The 14,274-nt window shown below is 70.2% G+C and carries 16 protein-coding genes; 10 read left to right on the plus strand and 6 right to left on the minus strand.

From position 1 onward, the window contains the following. Nucleotides 1-59: 59 nt before the first annotated feature. The 6 genes from WDU99_RS03205 to WDU99_RS03230 all read left to right on the plus strand — a co-directional run bounded on the left by WDU99_RS03205 (nt 60) and on the right by WDU99_RS03230 (nt 4,479). A complete protein-coding gene (locus WDU99_RS03205) occupies nt 60-803 on the plus strand; it encodes an AzlC family ABC transporter permease (RefSeq protein WP_337330990.1) in 744 nt (247 codons plus the stop codon). Next, nucleotides 800-1,114, plus strand: coding sequence for an AzlD domain-containing protein (locus WDU99_RS03210; protein ID WP_337330991.1), 315 nt, complete (start codon nt 800-802; stop codon nt 1,112-1,114). The genes WDU99_RS03205 and WDU99_RS03210 overlap by 4 nt, the downstream gene beginning before the upstream one ends. A 35-nt stretch (nt 1,115-1,149) precedes the next feature. After that, on the plus strand, nt 1,150-1,572 hold the full coding sequence (locus WDU99_RS03215) for a histidinol dehydrogenase (RefSeq protein ID WP_337330992.1): 423 nt from the start codon (nt 1,150-1,152) through the stop codon (nt 1,570-1,572). A gap of 9 nt (nt 1,573-1,581) precedes the next feature. Continuing rightward, on the plus strand, nt 1,582-1,902 hold the full coding sequence (fdxA, locus tag WDU99_RS03220; RefSeq protein ID WP_337330993.1) for a ferredoxin: 321 nt from the start codon (nt 1,582-1,584) through the stop codon (nt 1,900-1,902). Then, nucleotides 1,903-3,012, plus strand: a complete 1,110-nt coding sequence (dapC, locus tag WDU99_RS03225) for a succinyldiaminopimelate transaminase (protein ID WP_337330994.1) — start codon at nt 1,903-1,905, stop codon at nt 3,010-3,012. It abuts the gene before it with no gap. A 177-nt stretch (nt 3,013-3,189) separates the two neighbouring features. Beyond that, complete coding sequence (locus WDU99_RS03230) at nt 3,190-4,479, plus strand: citrate synthase (protein ID WP_337330995.1); 1,290 nt, start codon at nt 3,190-3,192, stop codon at nt 4,477-4,479. A gap of 143 nt (nt 4,480-4,622) precedes the next feature. On the opposite strand, the gene WDU99_RS03235 is transcribed toward WDU99_RS03230, so the two are convergent. Together WDU99_RS03235 and dapD are read right to left on the minus strand one after the other, a co-directional pair. Further along, nucleotides 4,623-6,191 (minus strand): DEAD/DEAH box helicase, encoded by a 1,569-nt coding sequence (locus WDU99_RS03235; protein ID WP_337330996.1) that lies wholly within the window; start codon nt 6,189-6,191, stop codon nt 4,623-4,625. 320 nt (nt 6,192-6,511) lie between these two features. Continuing rightward, nucleotides 6,512-7,483 (minus strand): 2,3,4,5-tetrahydropyridine-2,6-dicarboxylate N-succinyltransferase, encoded by a 972-nt coding sequence (dapD, locus tag WDU99_RS03240; protein WP_337330997.1) that lies wholly within the window; start codon nt 7,481-7,483, stop codon nt 6,512-6,514. 66 nt (nt 7,484-7,549) lie between these two features. Between dapD and dapE the strand changes: the two genes are divergently transcribed. From dapE to WDU99_RS03255, 3 genes are all read left to right on the plus strand, one after another. Continuing rightward, entirely contained in the window at nt 7,550-8,623 is a 1,074-nt protein-coding gene (gene dapE / locus WDU99_RS03245) for a succinyl-diaminopimelate desuccinylase (RefSeq protein ID WP_337330998.1), read from the plus strand. After that, a complete protein-coding gene (locus WDU99_RS03250; RefSeq protein ID WP_337330999.1) occupies nt 8,605-9,855 on the plus strand; it encodes a hypothetical protein in 1,251 nt (416 codons plus the stop codon). Before dapE ends, WDU99_RS03250 begins: the two co-directional genes overlap by 19 nt. Nucleotides 9,856-9,947: 92 nt before the next feature. Beyond that, entirely contained in the window at nt 9,948-10,121 is a 174-nt protein-coding gene (locus WDU99_RS03255; protein ID WP_179411345.1) for a DUF3117 domain-containing protein, read from the plus strand. A 77-nt stretch (nt 10,122-10,198) separates the two neighbouring features. Here the strand turns inward: WDU99_RS03255 and WDU99_RS03260 are convergent, their stop codons facing one another. Next, nucleotides 10,199-10,831: an O-methyltransferase gene (locus tag WDU99_RS03260; RefSeq protein WP_337331000.1), complete on the minus strand. Its 633-nt coding sequence runs from the start codon at nt 10,829-10,831 to the stop codon at nt 10,199-10,201. A gap of 89 nt (nt 10,832-10,920) precedes the next feature. Here WDU99_RS03260 and WDU99_RS03265 point away from each other — a divergent pair, with 89 nt between their 5' ends. Continuing rightward, nucleotides 10,921-11,331 carry a twin-arginine translocase TatA/TatE family subunit gene (locus tag WDU99_RS03265; RefSeq protein ID WP_337331001.1) on the plus strand — a complete coding sequence of 137 codons (411 nt, stop codon included), beginning with the start codon at nt 10,921-10,923 and terminating at the stop codon, nt 11,329-11,331. A gap of 38 nt (nt 11,332-11,369) precedes the next feature. Here the strand turns inward: WDU99_RS03265 and WDU99_RS03270 are convergent, their stop codons facing one another. From WDU99_RS03270 to WDU99_RS03280, 3 genes are read right to left on the minus strand one after another with little or no spacing between them, the layout of a single operon-like run. Further along, the gene (locus WDU99_RS03270) at nt 11,370-12,491 is read right to left on the minus strand and encodes an Mrp/NBP35 family ATP-binding protein (RefSeq protein ID WP_337331002.1); all 1,122 of its coding nucleotides are present in this window, start codon (nt 12,489-12,491) and stop codon (nt 11,370-11,372) included. Further along, nucleotides 12,475-12,969, minus strand: a complete 495-nt coding sequence (locus WDU99_RS03275; protein ID WP_337331003.1) for a DUF1003 domain-containing protein — start codon at nt 12,967-12,969, stop codon at nt 12,475-12,477. Before WDU99_RS03275 ends, WDU99_RS03270 begins: the two co-directional genes overlap by 17 nt. Further along, on the minus strand, nt 12,969-14,231 hold the full coding sequence (locus tag WDU99_RS03280) for a magnesium transporter (RefSeq protein WP_337331004.1): 1,263 nt from the start codon (nt 14,229-14,231) through the stop codon (nt 12,969-12,971). The genes WDU99_RS03275 and WDU99_RS03280 overlap by 1 nt, the downstream gene beginning before the upstream one ends. Nucleotides 14,232-14,274: the final 43 nt, after the last annotated feature.

Here is a 14,274-nt window from a genome sequence, read left to right on the forward strand (position 1 = left end):
AGTATGTCAAACGAACGTTCAGCTTGACGGCCCGTCATCTGCTGTTCAGAATGATAGGCATGCGTTCAGTGGATCGAACAGTCGACGAGGTCGACGACGGTGCCGCAGCCCGGGAAGTGTGGCGAGAGGGGCTCGGCGTCGCGATCGCCACCAGCGCCTACGGCATCTCGTTCGGTGCGCTCGCGGTGGCGTCCGGCCTCGACGTCTGGCAGACCTGCGTGCTCAGCCTGCTGATGTTCACCGGCGGCTCGCAGTTCGCGTTCATCGGCGTCTTCGGCGCGGGTGGGATTGCCGCATTGCCCTCGGCCATCGCATCGGCGGCGCTGCTCGGCGTGCGCAACGTGGCCTACGGCATGCGCATGTCGTCGATCATCGGCGACGGGTTCTGGCGTCGCGCGGCCGCCGCCCAGGTCACCATCGACGAGTCCACCGCCGTCGCCATCTCGCAGGGCTCGACGCGGCTGCGCAGGCTCGGGTTCTGGATCACCGGGCTGGGCGTCTTCATCGGTTGGAACCTCACCACCCTCGCCGGAGCGCTGCTGGGTGACGTGCTCGGCGACCCGAAGACGTGGGGGCTCGACGCGGCCGCCGCTGCCGCGTTCCTCGCGCTGCTGTGGCCGCGGCTGAAACAGCGCCAGGCGGTCGCCGTCGGCGTCGCTGCGGCCGTCGTCGCCGCCTCGCTCACCCCGTTCCTGATGCCTGGGCTTCCGGTGCTCGTGGCCGCACTCGTGGCGATCCTGGTCGGCTGGTTCAACTGGCTCGGGCGCGATGACGCTCCGCCTGTGAAGGAGGTGTCACCGTGAGCGTGTGGAGTGCGGTGCTGCTGGCCGCGTGCATCTGCGTGGCGCTGAAGGCGTTCGGATACCTGATCCCCGCCCGCCTGCTCGAAGCCCCGCGCCCGGCGCGGATCTCCGATCTGCTCACCGTCGCGCTGCTGGGAGCGCTCGTCGCCGTGCAGACGCTGGGTGAGGGGCAGGCGGTGATCGTGGATGCCCGTGTGCCCGCCGTGCTGGTGGCGGCGGGGCTCCTGTGGATGCGGCAGTCGTTCCTCGTCGTCGTCGTGGCGGCCGCCGCCGTGGCCGCACTGCTGCGCCTGTTCGGCTTGGCGGTCTGACTCGGCATCCGGTGCCGGGCAACTAGGCTTGCTCTGTGCGCAGCATCCTCTCTCGCGGCCTGTCATGGCTCGCCGCCGCTCTCGTCGGCGCCGTCTACGGCGTCGCCGCCACCATCGCGCACAGCTTCACGCTCGGCCCGGTGCCGCTCGGGCTGATCGTCGGCGCCATCGGCTGCGGGGCGCTGCTGATCGCGCTGCGCGCGCTCACCGGAGACCGGTGGGCCGCACTGGCTGCGGGCATCGGCATGATGGCGCTGATCCTGGTGATCTCGCAGCGCGGCCCCGGGGGCTCGATCATCGTGCCGAACACGCCGCTGGGCAACATCTGGATGTACGTGGCGTCGGGCATCGTGCTGCTCGTCGTGGCCTGGCCCGACATGTCCAGGCTGCGCGCGCTGTCGTCGCCCCGGCCTGCGGCGACTCCGCCGGCAGAGGCTCGCACTCCCGAGGAGCCGTAGACTGGTCATGTGACGTATGTGATCGCTCTTCCCTGTGTCGATGTCAAGGACCGTGCCTGCGTCGACGAGTGCCCGGTGGACTGCATCTACGAGGGCGAGCGGATGCTGTACATCCACCCCGACGAGTGCGTCGACTGCGGCGCCTGCGAGCCGGTGTGCCCGGTCGAGGCGATCTACTACGAGGACGACCTCCCCGAGGAATGGGCCGACTACTACAAGGCCAACGTCGAGTTCTTCAATGAGATCGGCTCTCCCGGCGGCGCCGCCAAGGTCGGCGTCTACGACTTCGATCACCCCGTGATCTCGGTGCTGCCCCCGCAGGGGGAGTAGATGGGCGTCCGCGACCTCGCCGACTACCCCTGGGATGCGGTCGTCCCCTACCGTGAGCGTGCAGCGCAGCATCCCGACGGTCTCGTCGACCTCTCCATCGGATCGCCGGTCGATCCGACGCCCGAGGTGATCCGCGCGGCGCTCGCCGAGGCGACCGACGCGCACGCCTACCCGCAAACCGTCGGCACGCCCGCCGTGCGCGCCGCGATCGTCGACTGGTACGCCCGACGCCGTGGCGTTCCCGACCTGCGTGAGGCGAACGTGCTGCCCACGATCGGCTCGAAGGAGCTGGTCGCACTGCTGCCGACGCTCCTCGGCCTCGGAGCGGGCGACATCGTCGTGCACCCGCGCGTCGCGTACCCCACCTATGCGGTGGGTGCGGCGATCGTGGACGCCGTCGCGGTCGCTGCCGACGACCCGGCCGAGTGGCCCGAGGGCGCGAAGCTGATCTGGATCAACACCCCCGGCAACCCTGACGGACGCACCTGGAGCGTCGACGAGCTGGCGGTCGCGGTGCGCCGTGCCCGTGAACTGGGGGCTGTGCTGGCCAGCGACGAGTGCTACGCCGAGCTCGGCTGGGACGGCCCGTGGGCTGAGGAGATCATCCCGTCGGTGCTCGACCCCCGGGTGACCGGCGGTACGCGCGCGGGCCTGCTCAGCGTCTATTCGCTCAGCAAGCAGTCGAACCTCGCCGGCTACCGCGCCGCGTTCATCGCGGGCTGCGCGCGCATCGTCGGCGACGTGCTCACGGCCCGCAAGCATCTCGGCCTCATGCCGCCCGCGCCCGTGCAGCATGCGATGGCCGTCGCCCTGCGCGACGACGCGCACGTCGCGGCGCAGAAGGAGCTGTACCGGCAGCGTCGGGATGCCCTCGTGCCCGCGCTGCGGCAGGCAGGGTTCCGCATCGACGGCTCCGAGGCCGGTCTGTACCTGTGGGTCACCGAGGGGCGCGACGCCTGGGAGTCGATGGATCGGCTCGCGGCACTGGGTATCCTGGCCGGCCCCGGTCACTTCTACGGTGCGCACTCCGCCGATCATGTGCGGCTGTCGCTGACCGCCCCGCTCGAGCGCGTGCAGCAGGCGGCGGCCAGACTCGCCGTATCGACCTGAGGCGCTTTGTGGTGATCCTTGCCCGAAGTGGCGATCTCTTGGTGGATGTCACAGTAGGCCGGAGGCACAGCTAGGCTGTAAGAGCGATGTGATCGTGCGCGGTCCGGTGCCATTCGACCCGAGACGCGCTGCCCCCGGCCATCGCCCTTGACGACACAGACGCAGCAGGAGGTTGGCGTGAGCGCAGCTCAGCCCGAGAAGGCGACTCTCTCGATCGGCGGTACCACGGCGGAGTTCCCTCTCTTGCGCTCGACCAGTGGCATCGACAGCATCGACTTCTCGACGTTGACGCGCCAGACCGGCTACACGGGTCTCGACTACGGCTTCGTGAACACGGCGTCGACCAAGTCGGCGATCACTTTCATCGACGGAGACAAGGGCATCCTGCGCTACCGCGGGTACCCGATCGAGCAGGTCGCCAAGAACTGCACCTACCTCGAGGTCGCCTGGCTGCTCATCTACGGCGAGCTGCCCACGGCATCCGAGCTGGCCGACTTCGACGAGCGCATCCGTCGCCACACCCTGCTGCACGAAGACCTGAAGCGCTTCTTCTCGGCGCTGCCGCACACCGCGCACCCGATGTCGGTGCTGTCATCTGCAGTCGCGGCGCTGTCGACGTACTACGAGGGCCAGACCGACCCGAACAACCCCGAGCACGTCGAGCTGAACATGGTGCGCATGCTCGCCAAGCTGCCGGTGATCGCGGCGTACGCGCACAAGAAGAGCGTCGGACAGGCCTTCCTGTACCCCGACAACTCGCTCAGCTTCGTCGACAACTTCCTGAAGCTGAACTTCGGCGTGCTCTCCGAGCCGTACGAGGTCAATCCCGTCATGTCGAAGGCTCTCGAGCTTCTGCTGATCCTGCACGAGGACCACGAGCAGAACGCCTCCACGTCGACCGTGCGCCTGGTGGGCTCCACCGGCGCCAACCAGTTCGCGTCGATCTCGGCGGGCATCCAGGCCCTTTCCGGCCCGCTGCACGGCGGTGCCAACGAGGCCGTGCTCACCATGCTCGGACAGATCCGCGAGTCGGGTCAGAGCGTGCAGCGCTTCGTCGAGCGCGTGAAGAACAAGGAAGACGGTGTGAAGCTGATGGGCTTCGGGCACCGCGTCTACAAGAACTACGACCCGCGCGCGAAGCTCGTCAAGGAAGCCGCCGACGAGGTGCTCGCATCCCTCGGCGTCAGCGACCCGCTGCTGGACCTCGCCAAGGAGCTCGAGGAGATCGCCCTCGCGGACGACTACTTCAAGGAGCGCCGCCTGTACCCGAACGTCGACTTCTACACCGGCGTGATCTACAAGGCGATGGGCTTCCCGACCCGCATGTTCACCGTGCTGTTCGCGATCGGCCGGCTTCCCGGCTGGCTGGCGCAGTGGCGCGAGCTGAGCCTCGACCCGCAGACCAAGATCGGCCGTCCCCAGCAGCTGTACACGGGTTCGCCCGAGCGGCAGTTCCCGACGCGCTGACACCGGGTCATGAGACAGAGAAGCCGGCCACCCCTCGCGGGGTGGCCGGCTTCTCTTCGTCGTGGTGCTGTTCAGGTCGCAATGGATGCCGCTTGCGCGCCCGCGAAGCGGCATCCATTGCGACCTGGAGTGTCGGATGCCTGTCAGCGGCCCTGCGGGCGGCTGGCGCGACGCGAACCCTGGCGGCCGGCTCCCTGAGGCGGTCGCTGGCTCGTCGGACGCTGACCCTGACCTGTCTCGCTCGAGTAGCGTGCGACGGAACCGCTGCGAGTGCTGCCGCTGTGGTCGGATGCCCCGCCCTGGCCGCGCCCGCTGCGGCGACCGCCCTGGCCACTACCGCCCTGGGCGTTGCGACCCTGACCGCCACGGCCCTGGCCGTTGCCACCCTGGCCGTTGCCACCCTGCGGGTTGCCGCGCTGGCCGCGACCGCGCGAGCGCTGACCGCCCTGCGATCCCGTACCGTCCTGCGATCCGGTTGCGCCGGCCGCCTTCTTCTTAGGCTGGTTCTTCTGCTGCTGCTGAGGGGGAGTGGGCTTCACGTGCGGCGCGCGCTCGCCCACGAGCTCGGCGACGGCTTCGGCCGTGGCGGGCTCGGGCGACACCTTGATGGCGGCCTTGCGCAGCAGGTCGTGCACGTCACGACGCTGCTCGGGCAGCATCAGCGTGACCACGGTGCCGGCGGCGCCGGCGCGGGCGGTGCGACCCGAGCGGTGCAGGTACGCCTTGTGCTCGACCGGCGGGTCGACGTGCACGACCAGCTCGACGTCGTCGACGTGCACACCGCGCGCCGCCACATCGGTGGCGACCAGCACGCGGACCCCGCCTGCGGCCGGGTCGGCGCCGAACGCGGCGAGGTTGCGCTCGCGGGCGTTCTGGCCGAGGTTTCCGTGCAGGTCGACGGCGGGGATGCCCGCAGAGGTCAGCTGCTTCGCGAGCTTCTTGGCGTGGTGCTTGGTGCGCGTGAACAGGATGCGGCGCCCGGTGCCCGAGGCCATGTCGTGCACGAGCGTCTTCTTGGCATCGGCGTCGGCGGCGACGAGCACGCGGTGCGTCATCTCGCCCACCGGCACGCTGGCCTCATCGACCTCGTGACTGACGGGGTCGTGCAGGAAGCGCTTGGCCAGTGCGTCGATGCCACGGTCGAGCGTGGCGCTGAACAGCAGGCGCTGACCGCGCGGCGGCGTGGCCGAGAGGATGCGGGTGACACCGGGCAGGAAGCCCAGGTCGGCCATGTGGTCGGCCTCGTCGAGCACGGCGATCTCGACGGCATCCAGTGAGACGATGCGCTGCTTCATGAGGTCTTCGAGGCGACCGGGGCAGGCCACCATGATGTCGACGCCGCCGCGCAGCGCCTGCTCCTGCGGGCGCTGGCTGACACCGCCGAACACGGTCGTGACGCGCAGGCCGACGGCCTCGGCGAGCGGCTTGATGGTTGCGGCGATCTGCGTCGCCAGCTCGCGGGTCGGCGCCAGCACGAGTCCGCGCGGACGGCCGGCCTGGCGCTTCGCGCCCGAGGCAGCGAGGCGCGCGACCAGCGGCAGCGCGAAGGCGATGGTCTTGCCGCTGCCGGTGCGGCCACGACCGAGCAGGTCACGACCGGCGAGGGAATCGGGGAGCGTGTCGCGCTGGATGGCGAACGGCTCGGTCTTGCCGTCTGCGGCGAGCACGTTCGCGAGTGACGCGGGCACGCCGAGATCGAGGAAGGAAGGCATAGGGGTATCTCCGTAAAAGCGCAGCGGTGCTGCGAAAGTGGGCGACGGCGCGGGATCGCGCATCGGTTCGCCGCTCGAGGGGCCGCTGCCGGAGATCGTTATCGGATGCCGGTGCGGAGTGTATCGACGACGCAGACGTCTCGCTTCGCGAGGGGCGTCGGATCAACCCTAGCAGTGCGGTGCCGCCGCACCTGTGCAAGCGCCGAAACGCCCGATTCCTGCCGACGCCCCCTCAGGGCGCCCGCGCCCCCTCCGAACTGCGTCGCCAGGGAGGGGCCCGGGCTACCAGAGGGGGCCTCGACGGGCCGGGGTAAGGCAGGTCAGGCGTGCAGAGTCTCGTTGAGGGTCACGCCGTGACCTGTGCGCTGCGTGGCCTCGATCGCGCCGGTGAGCGAGTTGCGCCGGAACAGCAGGCCGGGGCGGCCCGACAGCTCGGCGGCCTTCACCGAGGGTTTGCGGCCGTCGGCATCCACCGGTGCGTCGCTGAGCACCACCTTCGAGCCGGCCGTCACGTACAGACCCGCCTCGACGACGCTGTCATCACCCAGCGAGATGCCGATCCCGGCGTTCGCGCCGAGCAGGGTGCGTGCGCCGATCGACACGCGGTGCTGGCCGCCGCCCGACAGCGTGCCCATGATCGAGGCTCCGCCGCCGATGTCGCTGTCGGCACCGACGACGACGCCCTGCGAGATGCGGCCCTCGACCATCGCGGCACCGAGCGTGCCGGCGTTGAAGTTCACGAAGCCCTCGTGCATCACGGTCGTGCCGGGGGAGAGGTGTGCTCCCAGGCGCACCCGCGAGGCGTCGGCGATGCGGACGCCCTCGGGCTGCACGTAGTCGGTGAGCCGCGGGAACTTGTCGAGGCCCTGCACCTGGATGCCGTGCCGCTGCAGCGCGGGCCGCAGTCGGGCGGCGTCGGCGGGCAGCATCGGGCCCGCGGTGGTCCACGCCACGTTCGGCAGGTGCGCGAAGATGCCGTCGAGGTTGACCTCGTTGGGGCGCACCAGCAGGTGCGACAGCGCGTGCAGGCGCAGGTACGCGTCGGTGGTGGATGCCACGGCGGCGTCCAGATCGATCGCGACCCGCACGACCTCGGTGCGCACCGCGCGACGCTCATCCGGGCCGGCGTGCTGGTCGAGGTCGGCGGCGCCACGGGCATCCGACTCCGTGTCGATGCCTGTGCCGAAGCCGAGGTCGGCGAACCACGCATCCAGCGTCGTGCCGGGCGAGGCGCTCGCCTCGTCGGTGATGGTCGTCAGTCCGATACCCCACACGGTGCGCTCACTGCTCATCCGTCTACGGTAACGCCCGCGCGGGGGTCGTCCGCGCGCCGTGACGGCGTCGATAGGCTGGAGCGCATGGTGCTCGATCTGACCGCGTCCGCCGCCGACCTCACACGCGCCCTGTGCGACATCCCCAGTGTCTCGGGAGGTGAGGGGCCGCTGGCCGATGAGATCGAGGCGGCGATCGCCGCGCACGAGCACCTCGAGGTGACCCGTCACGGCAACACCATCGTCGCCCGCACGAACCTCGGGCGTGCGCAGCGGGTCGTGATCGCGGGACACATCGACACCGTGCCCATCAACGGCAATGTGCCCACTCGTGACGTCGATGTCGATGGCGCCCCGCACATCCGGGGGCGCGGAACGGTCGACATGAAGGCCGGTGTGGCGGTGCAGCTGAAGCTCGCGGCCGAGCTGACCGCACCCGCCGTCGACGTCACCTGGATGTGGTACGACAACGAAGAGGTCGAGGAGTCGAAGAACGGCCTGTTCCTGCTGTCGGCCGCACGGCCCGACCTGTTCGCCGCGGACTTCGCCATCCTCGGCGAACCGTCCGACGGGCGCGTGGAGGGCGGATGCAACGGAACGCTGCGCGCGATCGTTCGCACGCACGGTGTGCGCGCACACAGCGCCCGCTCATGGGTCGGTGAGAACGCCATCCACGGTGCAGCCCCGATCCTCGCCAGGCTCGCCGAGTACCGCGCCCGCGAGATCGAGGTCGAGGGCCTCCGCTACCGCGAGGGCCTGAACGCGGTCGCCATCCGCGGCGGGATCGCCGGCAACGTCATCCCCGATCTGTGCGAGGTGGAGGTCAACTACCGCTTCGCACCCAGCAAGGGCGTCGCCGAGGCCCAGGCGCACGTGCGCGGCGCGTTCGAGGGCTTCGAGGTCGAGTTCACCGATGCCGCCGCCGGCGCCAAGCCCGGACTCGACGCCCCCGTCGCGCAGCAGTTCCTCGCCGCGGTCGGCGCCGAGGCGCACGCGAAGTACGGCTGGACCGACGTGGCGCGGTTCTCGGCGATGGGCGTGCCGGCGGTCAATTACGGGCCCGGTGACCCCCATCTCGCCCATCACGACGAGGAGCGCGTGCCCCTCGCGCAGATCGACGAGGTCGAACGCGGACTGCGGGCGTGGCTGAGCGGCAGCTGACCGCGGGCGGCCCCGGCGGGGGTCCAGCGGCGCGGGTCTGGGCGGTGCGCACCTGGGCGCGTCTTCCGGTCGCCGGCCGCATCGCCATCATCTACCTGCTCGCGCGGCTGGTCACCACGGGGCTGATGGTGCTGACCTCGAGCCTGTCTGCACCACCGTCGCGGTTCGGACTTCAGCCGACCCTGGGCGAGTACGTGCTCGGCTGGGATGCGCAGTGGTACTGGTGGGTGGCAGAGAACGGGTACCCGTCGACGCTGCCTGTGACACCCGCGGGGGATGTGACCGAGAACGCGTGGGCGTTCATGCCGGTGTACGCATATCTCGCGAAGGTCGTCGGCTTCGGCGACTGGGGCGCCGGCGCGCTGCTGGTCTCGCTGATCGCCGGATTCCTGGCCTGCCTCGCCCTGCACCGGTTGCTCAGACCGCGGATCGGCTCGACGGCGGCGCTGTGGGCCGTGGTGTTCTTCGCGAACGGCCCGCTGGCGGCGCTGTTCCAGGTCGGCTACGCCGAGACGCTGTTCGTGCTGCTGCTGCTGGTCGCACTCGACCTGGCGTCGCGGCACCGCTATCCGCTGCTCTACCTGCTGATCCCGGTGATGGGGTACACCCGCCCCGGCATCCTCGCCTTCGCGCTGTTCCTCGGTCTGCACGGCATCGTGCGATGGCTGCGTCGGCGACGCGAGCCGCTGCCCGTGCGCGACATGGTGCACATCGTCGCACTGGGCGCGCTCGCCACGGTCGTGGGATTCAGCTGGCAGGTGATCGCGGCGATCGTCACCGGTGATCCTGGCGCGTACCTGAAGACCGAGCTGTCCTGGCGTCGCAACTGGCTCACCGACCCCCGCCCCGACTTCTTCCCGTTCGAGGGCTTCGTACGCGGCGCCGAGTTCTGGGCGATGAAATGGGGGATGCCCGCGTGGTTCGGCTGGATCCTGCTGGTCGCCCTGGTGGTGGGGATCGCGCTGATCCTGCTGCGTGCGCGCGCCGTGCGTCGGCTGGGCAGTGACATCCGGCTGTGGAGTGCCAGCTACGTGCTCTACCTGCTGGCGGTGTTCTTCCCGCAGTCGAGCACGTTCCGCCTGCTGATGCCCCTGACGCCCCTCGTCGGGGCGCTGGCGGTGCCGCGGTCGCGCACCTATCGCTGGGGGATGCTGCTGCTGTGCCTGCTGCTGCAGTGGCTGTGGATCCACGTCATGTACGGGCTCGCGCAGACGTACTGGCAGGTTCCGTAGATCACACCCGACGCGGCTCGTGTCGCGGCGGGCGACGGGGCGCACAGCATACCGATAAACTCGATGCATACCACCGAGGAAAGGGAGCCACGATGGCAGCGATGAAGCCGAGGACGGGCGACGGGCCGATGGAGGCTGTGAAGGAAGGGCGACTCATCATCGTGCGGGTTCCGCTCGAAGGCGGCGGCCGTCTGGTCGTATCCGTGAACGACGACGAAGCGAAGGAGCTTCACGACGTGCTGGCCGCCGTTGTGAACGCGGCCTGACCGACACCCACGAGATCAGCTCAGAGAAGAAGGGCGATGGACATGGTCCATCGCCCTTCTTCGTGTCTGCGGAGCCGCTACTCCGAGATCCTGGCGAGCTGCAGCAGCCCTTCGCCGGTGGTCGACAGGGCGGCGAGCACGGCCTGCGACTCCTGGGTCTCCTGCAGCAGGGAGCGGTACGCGGTGGTGATCTCATCGCGCTGCACCGGGTCGGCGACCTTGCCGCCGGCCAGCACGCGCGGCACCAGCACGAGTCCGCCGGTTCGCACCAGGCGCAGGCTGTGCTCGACGTACTCGATCACGTTCTCGGGGTCGGCGTCGACGAGCACGATGTCGTAGGCGCCCTCGTTCATGCGGGGCAGCACGTCGGCCGCGCGGCCGGTGATGAAGCGTGCGCGCGCGGGCGGGATCTTCGCATCGGCGAACGACTGGCGCGCCACACCGAGATGCTCGGGCTCGTTGTCGATGGTGGTCAGCACGGCCTGCGGGGCGCCGCGCATGAGCCACAGCCCCGAGACGCCGGCCCCGGTGCCGATCTCGACGATGGAGCGCGCACCGCTGGTGGCCGCGAGCACCGCGAGCTGTGCGCCGATGCCGGGACTGACCGGCGCGGCGCCGAGCTCGACGGCGTGCGCGCGGGCGCGGGAGATGGCCGACGGCTCCACGATGGTCTCGCGGGCGAATCGGGCGTTCGCGTCGTGTTCGCTCATGGGTCGCTCCTGAGAAAGGTTCGGGGGTACTGACAGCGTAAGTGCCCCGAGTGGATCACAGCGTGAGGCGCGGCGGGTAGCCTAAGGGGATGGAACTGGGGCTGACCTTCGACAAGCTGCTGCTGATCGGGCTTGTCGCTGTGCTCATCATCGGTCCCGAGCGGCTGCCGAAGGCGGCGGAGTCGTTCTCGAAGTTCGTGCGTCGCGCGGGGGAGTACCTGCGTGACACGCGAAGCAAGATGCGCGACGAGCTCGGTCCCGAGATCGATGAGGTCGACTGGCGCAAGCTCGACCCGCGGCAGTACGACCCGCGGCGCATCATCCGGGATGCGCTGTTCGAAGAGCCGGAGTTCGACAGCACCCCGGCGGCCAAGCCGGCGACCCCTGCCGCGTCGAGCAATCCCTTCACGACCGACCCGGTGACGCCGGTACGTCAGCCGATGGTGCGCACGTCGTTCTCGCGGATGAGCCCGCCGCCGTTCGACGTCGAGGCCACCTGAGCCCGATCTCGGCCGATCTCGCCCGATCTCGGTGAGCCTCAGCTCGGCCGCAGCGGAAGCGACCGGCCGGCGAGGCTGCGACCGTGCTGCGCGATGTCGCGCGCCAGCGTGATGATCGCCTGCGCCGCGACGTCGTCCGGCCGAGCGAGCACGACCGGTTCGCCGGAGTCGCCACCCTGACGCAGCGCCGGACTGAGCGGGATGGATGCCAGCAGCGGCACGTTCTCGTCAGCGCTCAGCGCCTCGGCCACCTCGGCGCCGCCACCGGAGCCGAACAGGTCGAGCACCGTGCCGTCGGGCAGGGTGAGGGCCGCCATGTTCTCGACCACGCCGATCACGCGCTGCCCGGTCTGCCGGGCCACCAGACCCGAACGGATCGCGACGTCGGCGGCGGCCGGCTGCGGAGTGGTCACCACGAGCACCTCGGCGTGCGGCAGGATCTGCCCGATCGAGATCGCGACGTCGCCGGTGCCCGGGGGCATGTCGATCAGCAGCACGTCCAGATCGCCGAAGAACACGTCGGTGAGGAACTGCTGCACGGTGCGGTGCAGCATCGGGCCGCGCCAGGCCACCACGCCCTCGCCCTCGCGCAGGAACATCCCGATCGACACGGTCTTCACGTCGTGCGCCACCGGGGGGAGCATCAGATCGTCGATGCGCGTCGGCTGCGTGCCCGGGGTGATGCCGAGCAGGCCGGGGATCGAGAAGCCGTGCACATCGGCATCCACCAGCCCCACCCGCAGACCGCGCTGGGCGAGCGCGACGGCGAGGTTGGCGGTGACGGTCGACTTGCCGACGCCGCCCTTGCCGCTCGAGACGAGGATGACGCGCGTCAGGGAGTCGGGGCCGAACGGCATCTGCCGCGCGGGCCGCCCGTCGCGCAGCTTCTCGGTGAGCGCCCGCCGCTCCTCGGGGGTCATCACGCCGACATCGACGGTGACGCCGACGATGTCGGGGACGGATGCTGCAGCATCCCGCACATCCTGCTCGATGCGCTGGGCCGCCGGGCATCCGACGATGGTGAGTGCGATGCCCACGTGCGCGATCCCGTCGTCGACGGTGATCTCGCGCACCATGTCGAGGTCGCCGATCGGCCGGCGCAGCTCGGGATCGGTGACCGCGGCGACCGCGGTGCGGACGCGGTCAGCGAGCATCGTCATCGCCCAGCTCCGCGAGTATCGCCCGCAGCTCCTGTCGCAGCACATCGCGGCTGACCGCCTGCGCACTGCTCTCCTCCAGCGCGAGGCGCAGCGCGACGATCTCACGGGCGAGGTACTCGGTGTCGGCGAGGTTGCGCTCGGCGCGCTGCCGATCCTGCTCGATCTGCACGCGATCGCGGTCGTCCTGACGGTTCTGCGCGAGCAGGATCAGCGGGGCCGCGTACGAGGCCTGCAGCGACAGCATCAGCGTCAGGGCGGTGAAGCCGAGGGCCGCGTCGTCGAAGCGCAGCGATTCGGGCATCAGGGTGTTCCACACGATCCATGCGGCGCAGAACAGGGTGAGGATCACCAGGAACGCGGGTGTTCCCATCGCGCGGGCGACCCACTCCGTGAATCGACCGAAGCGGTCGCGAGAGGGGGCGGGAACGCGTGCGGCACCGCGGGTGCCTGGGGTGTCGAGACGTGCGGCGCGGGCCATCATCGGGCACCTTCCACGGTCGCGTCCTCGGCATCGGTCGTACGCCAGTCATCGGGCAGCAGGTAGTCGAGCACGTCGTCGACGCTGATGGCGCCGACCAGTCGGTGCACCGGGTCGACCACGGGCAGTGAGACGAGATCGTAGCTCGCAAGCATCCTGGCGACCTCGGCCGCCGAGGCGGTGACCGAGACCGGTTCGAGGCTGTCGTCGAGGATGGCCCCCAGGCGTTCGTGCGGGGGATAGCGCAGCATCCGCTGGAAGTGCACGACTCCGAGCAGGCGGCCGGTCGGCGTCTCGAACGGCGGCAGGGTCACGAACACCGCCGCGGCCAGCGCGGGGTGCAGCTCGTGTCGGCGGATCAGGGCGAGCGCCTCGGCGACGGTCGCGTCGGCCGAGAGGATGATCGGCTCGGTCGTCATCAGTCCGCCGGCCGTATCGGGGCCGTACCGCAGCAGCGTGCGCACGTCCTCGGCTTCGTCGGGGTCCATCAGCGCGAGCAGCTGCTCGAGGCGCTCCTTGGGCAGCTGGGCGAGCAGGTCGGCGGCGTCGTCGGGCTCCATCTCGTCGAGCACGTCGGCGGCGCGCTCGTCGCCGAGGCGATCGAGGATGTTCACCTGATCGTTCTCCGGCATCTCCTCCAGCGCGTCGGCCAGACGCTCGTCGGGCAGTTCCTCGGCGACCTCGATGCGTCGCTGCTGGGGCAGGTCCAGCAGCGACGTGGCCAGGTCGGCGGCGTGCAGCTCGGAGTACGAGGCGACGAGCTGCTCGGCGGACTGCGCCTCGCCGGGATTGCGCAGCTCGGCGACCTCGCTCCACGCCGCGAAGGTCGTCGGACCCTTCGCGAAGGGCGAGGGGTTGGTCTTCGGCTTGCGCAGGAACAGCTGGGTGATCGCCCACTCGCCGTGGCGGTCCTGCTCGATGGCGGCGTCTTCGACGATGGCGTTGCCCGAGCCGTCGACGAGGCTCACCCGCCGGCCGAGGAACTCGGCGAGCACGCGCACCTCGCCGTGACGCGGCTGGAACCGCCGGACGTTGATCAGGCCGGTGCTGATGACCTGCCCTGCACGGATCGACGTGACGCGTCCGATCGAGAGGAACACCTGGCGGCGGCCGGGAATCTCGATGACGAGTCCGATCACGCGAGGTGCCGCGGTTTTTCGGTACACGATGACGACATCGCGGACCTTGCCGACCCGGTCGCCGACGGGATCGAAGACGGCGCATCCGGCCAGACGCGCGACGAAGACCCGTTGTGTGCTCACGGCTCCAGCGTAGTCCGGACGGCCCGTGTGGCCGCGGCAGGTG

Origin of the sequence: Microbacterium bandirmense, assembly GCF_037204185.1 — a bacterium.
In the GTDB taxonomy this organism is placed as follows: Bacteria; Actinomycetota; Actinomycetes; order Actinomycetales; family Microbacteriaceae; genus Microbacterium; species Microbacterium bandirmense.

Excerpts from the sequence above, each read along its gene's own strand:
- dapE (WP_337330998.1), top strand. The coding sequence starts at position 7,550 with ATGGTGCTCGATCTGACCGCGTCCGCCGCCGACCTCACACGCGCCCTG.
- dapD (WP_337330997.1), bottom strand. The coding sequence starts at position 7,483 with ATGAGCAGTGAGCGCACCGTGTGGGGTATCGGACTGACGACCATCACC.
- dapC (WP_337330994.1), top strand. The coding sequence starts at position 1,903 with ATGGGCGTCCGCGACCTCGCCGACTACCCCTGGGATGCGGTCGTCCCC.
- WDU99_RS03265 (WP_337331001.1), top strand. The coding sequence starts at position 10,921 with ATGGAACTGGGGCTGACCTTCGACAAGCTGCTGCTGATCGGGCTTGTC.
- WDU99_RS03205 (WP_337330990.1), top strand. The coding sequence starts at position 60 with ATGCGTTCAGTGGATCGAACAGTCGACGAGGTCGACGACGGTGCCGCA.
- WDU99_RS03255 (WP_179411345.1), top strand. The coding sequence starts at position 9,948 with ATGGCAGCGATGAAGCCGAGGACGGGCGACGGGCCGATGGAGGCTGTG.
- WDU99_RS03270 (WP_337331002.1), bottom strand. The coding sequence starts at position 12,491 with ATGACGATGCTCGCTGACCGCGTCCGCACCGCGGTCGCCGCGGTCACC.
- WDU99_RS03235 (WP_337330996.1), bottom strand. The coding sequence starts at position 6,191 with ATGCCTTCCTTCCTCGATCTCGGCGTGCCCGCGTCACTCGCGAACGTG.
- WDU99_RS03275 (WP_337331003.1), bottom strand. The coding sequence starts at position 12,969 with ATGGCCCGCGCCGCACGTCTCGACACCCCAGGCACCCGCGGTGCCGCA.
- WDU99_RS03260 (WP_337331000.1), bottom strand. The coding sequence starts at position 10,831 with ATGAGCGAACACGACGCGAACGCCCGATTCGCCCGCGAGACCATCGTG.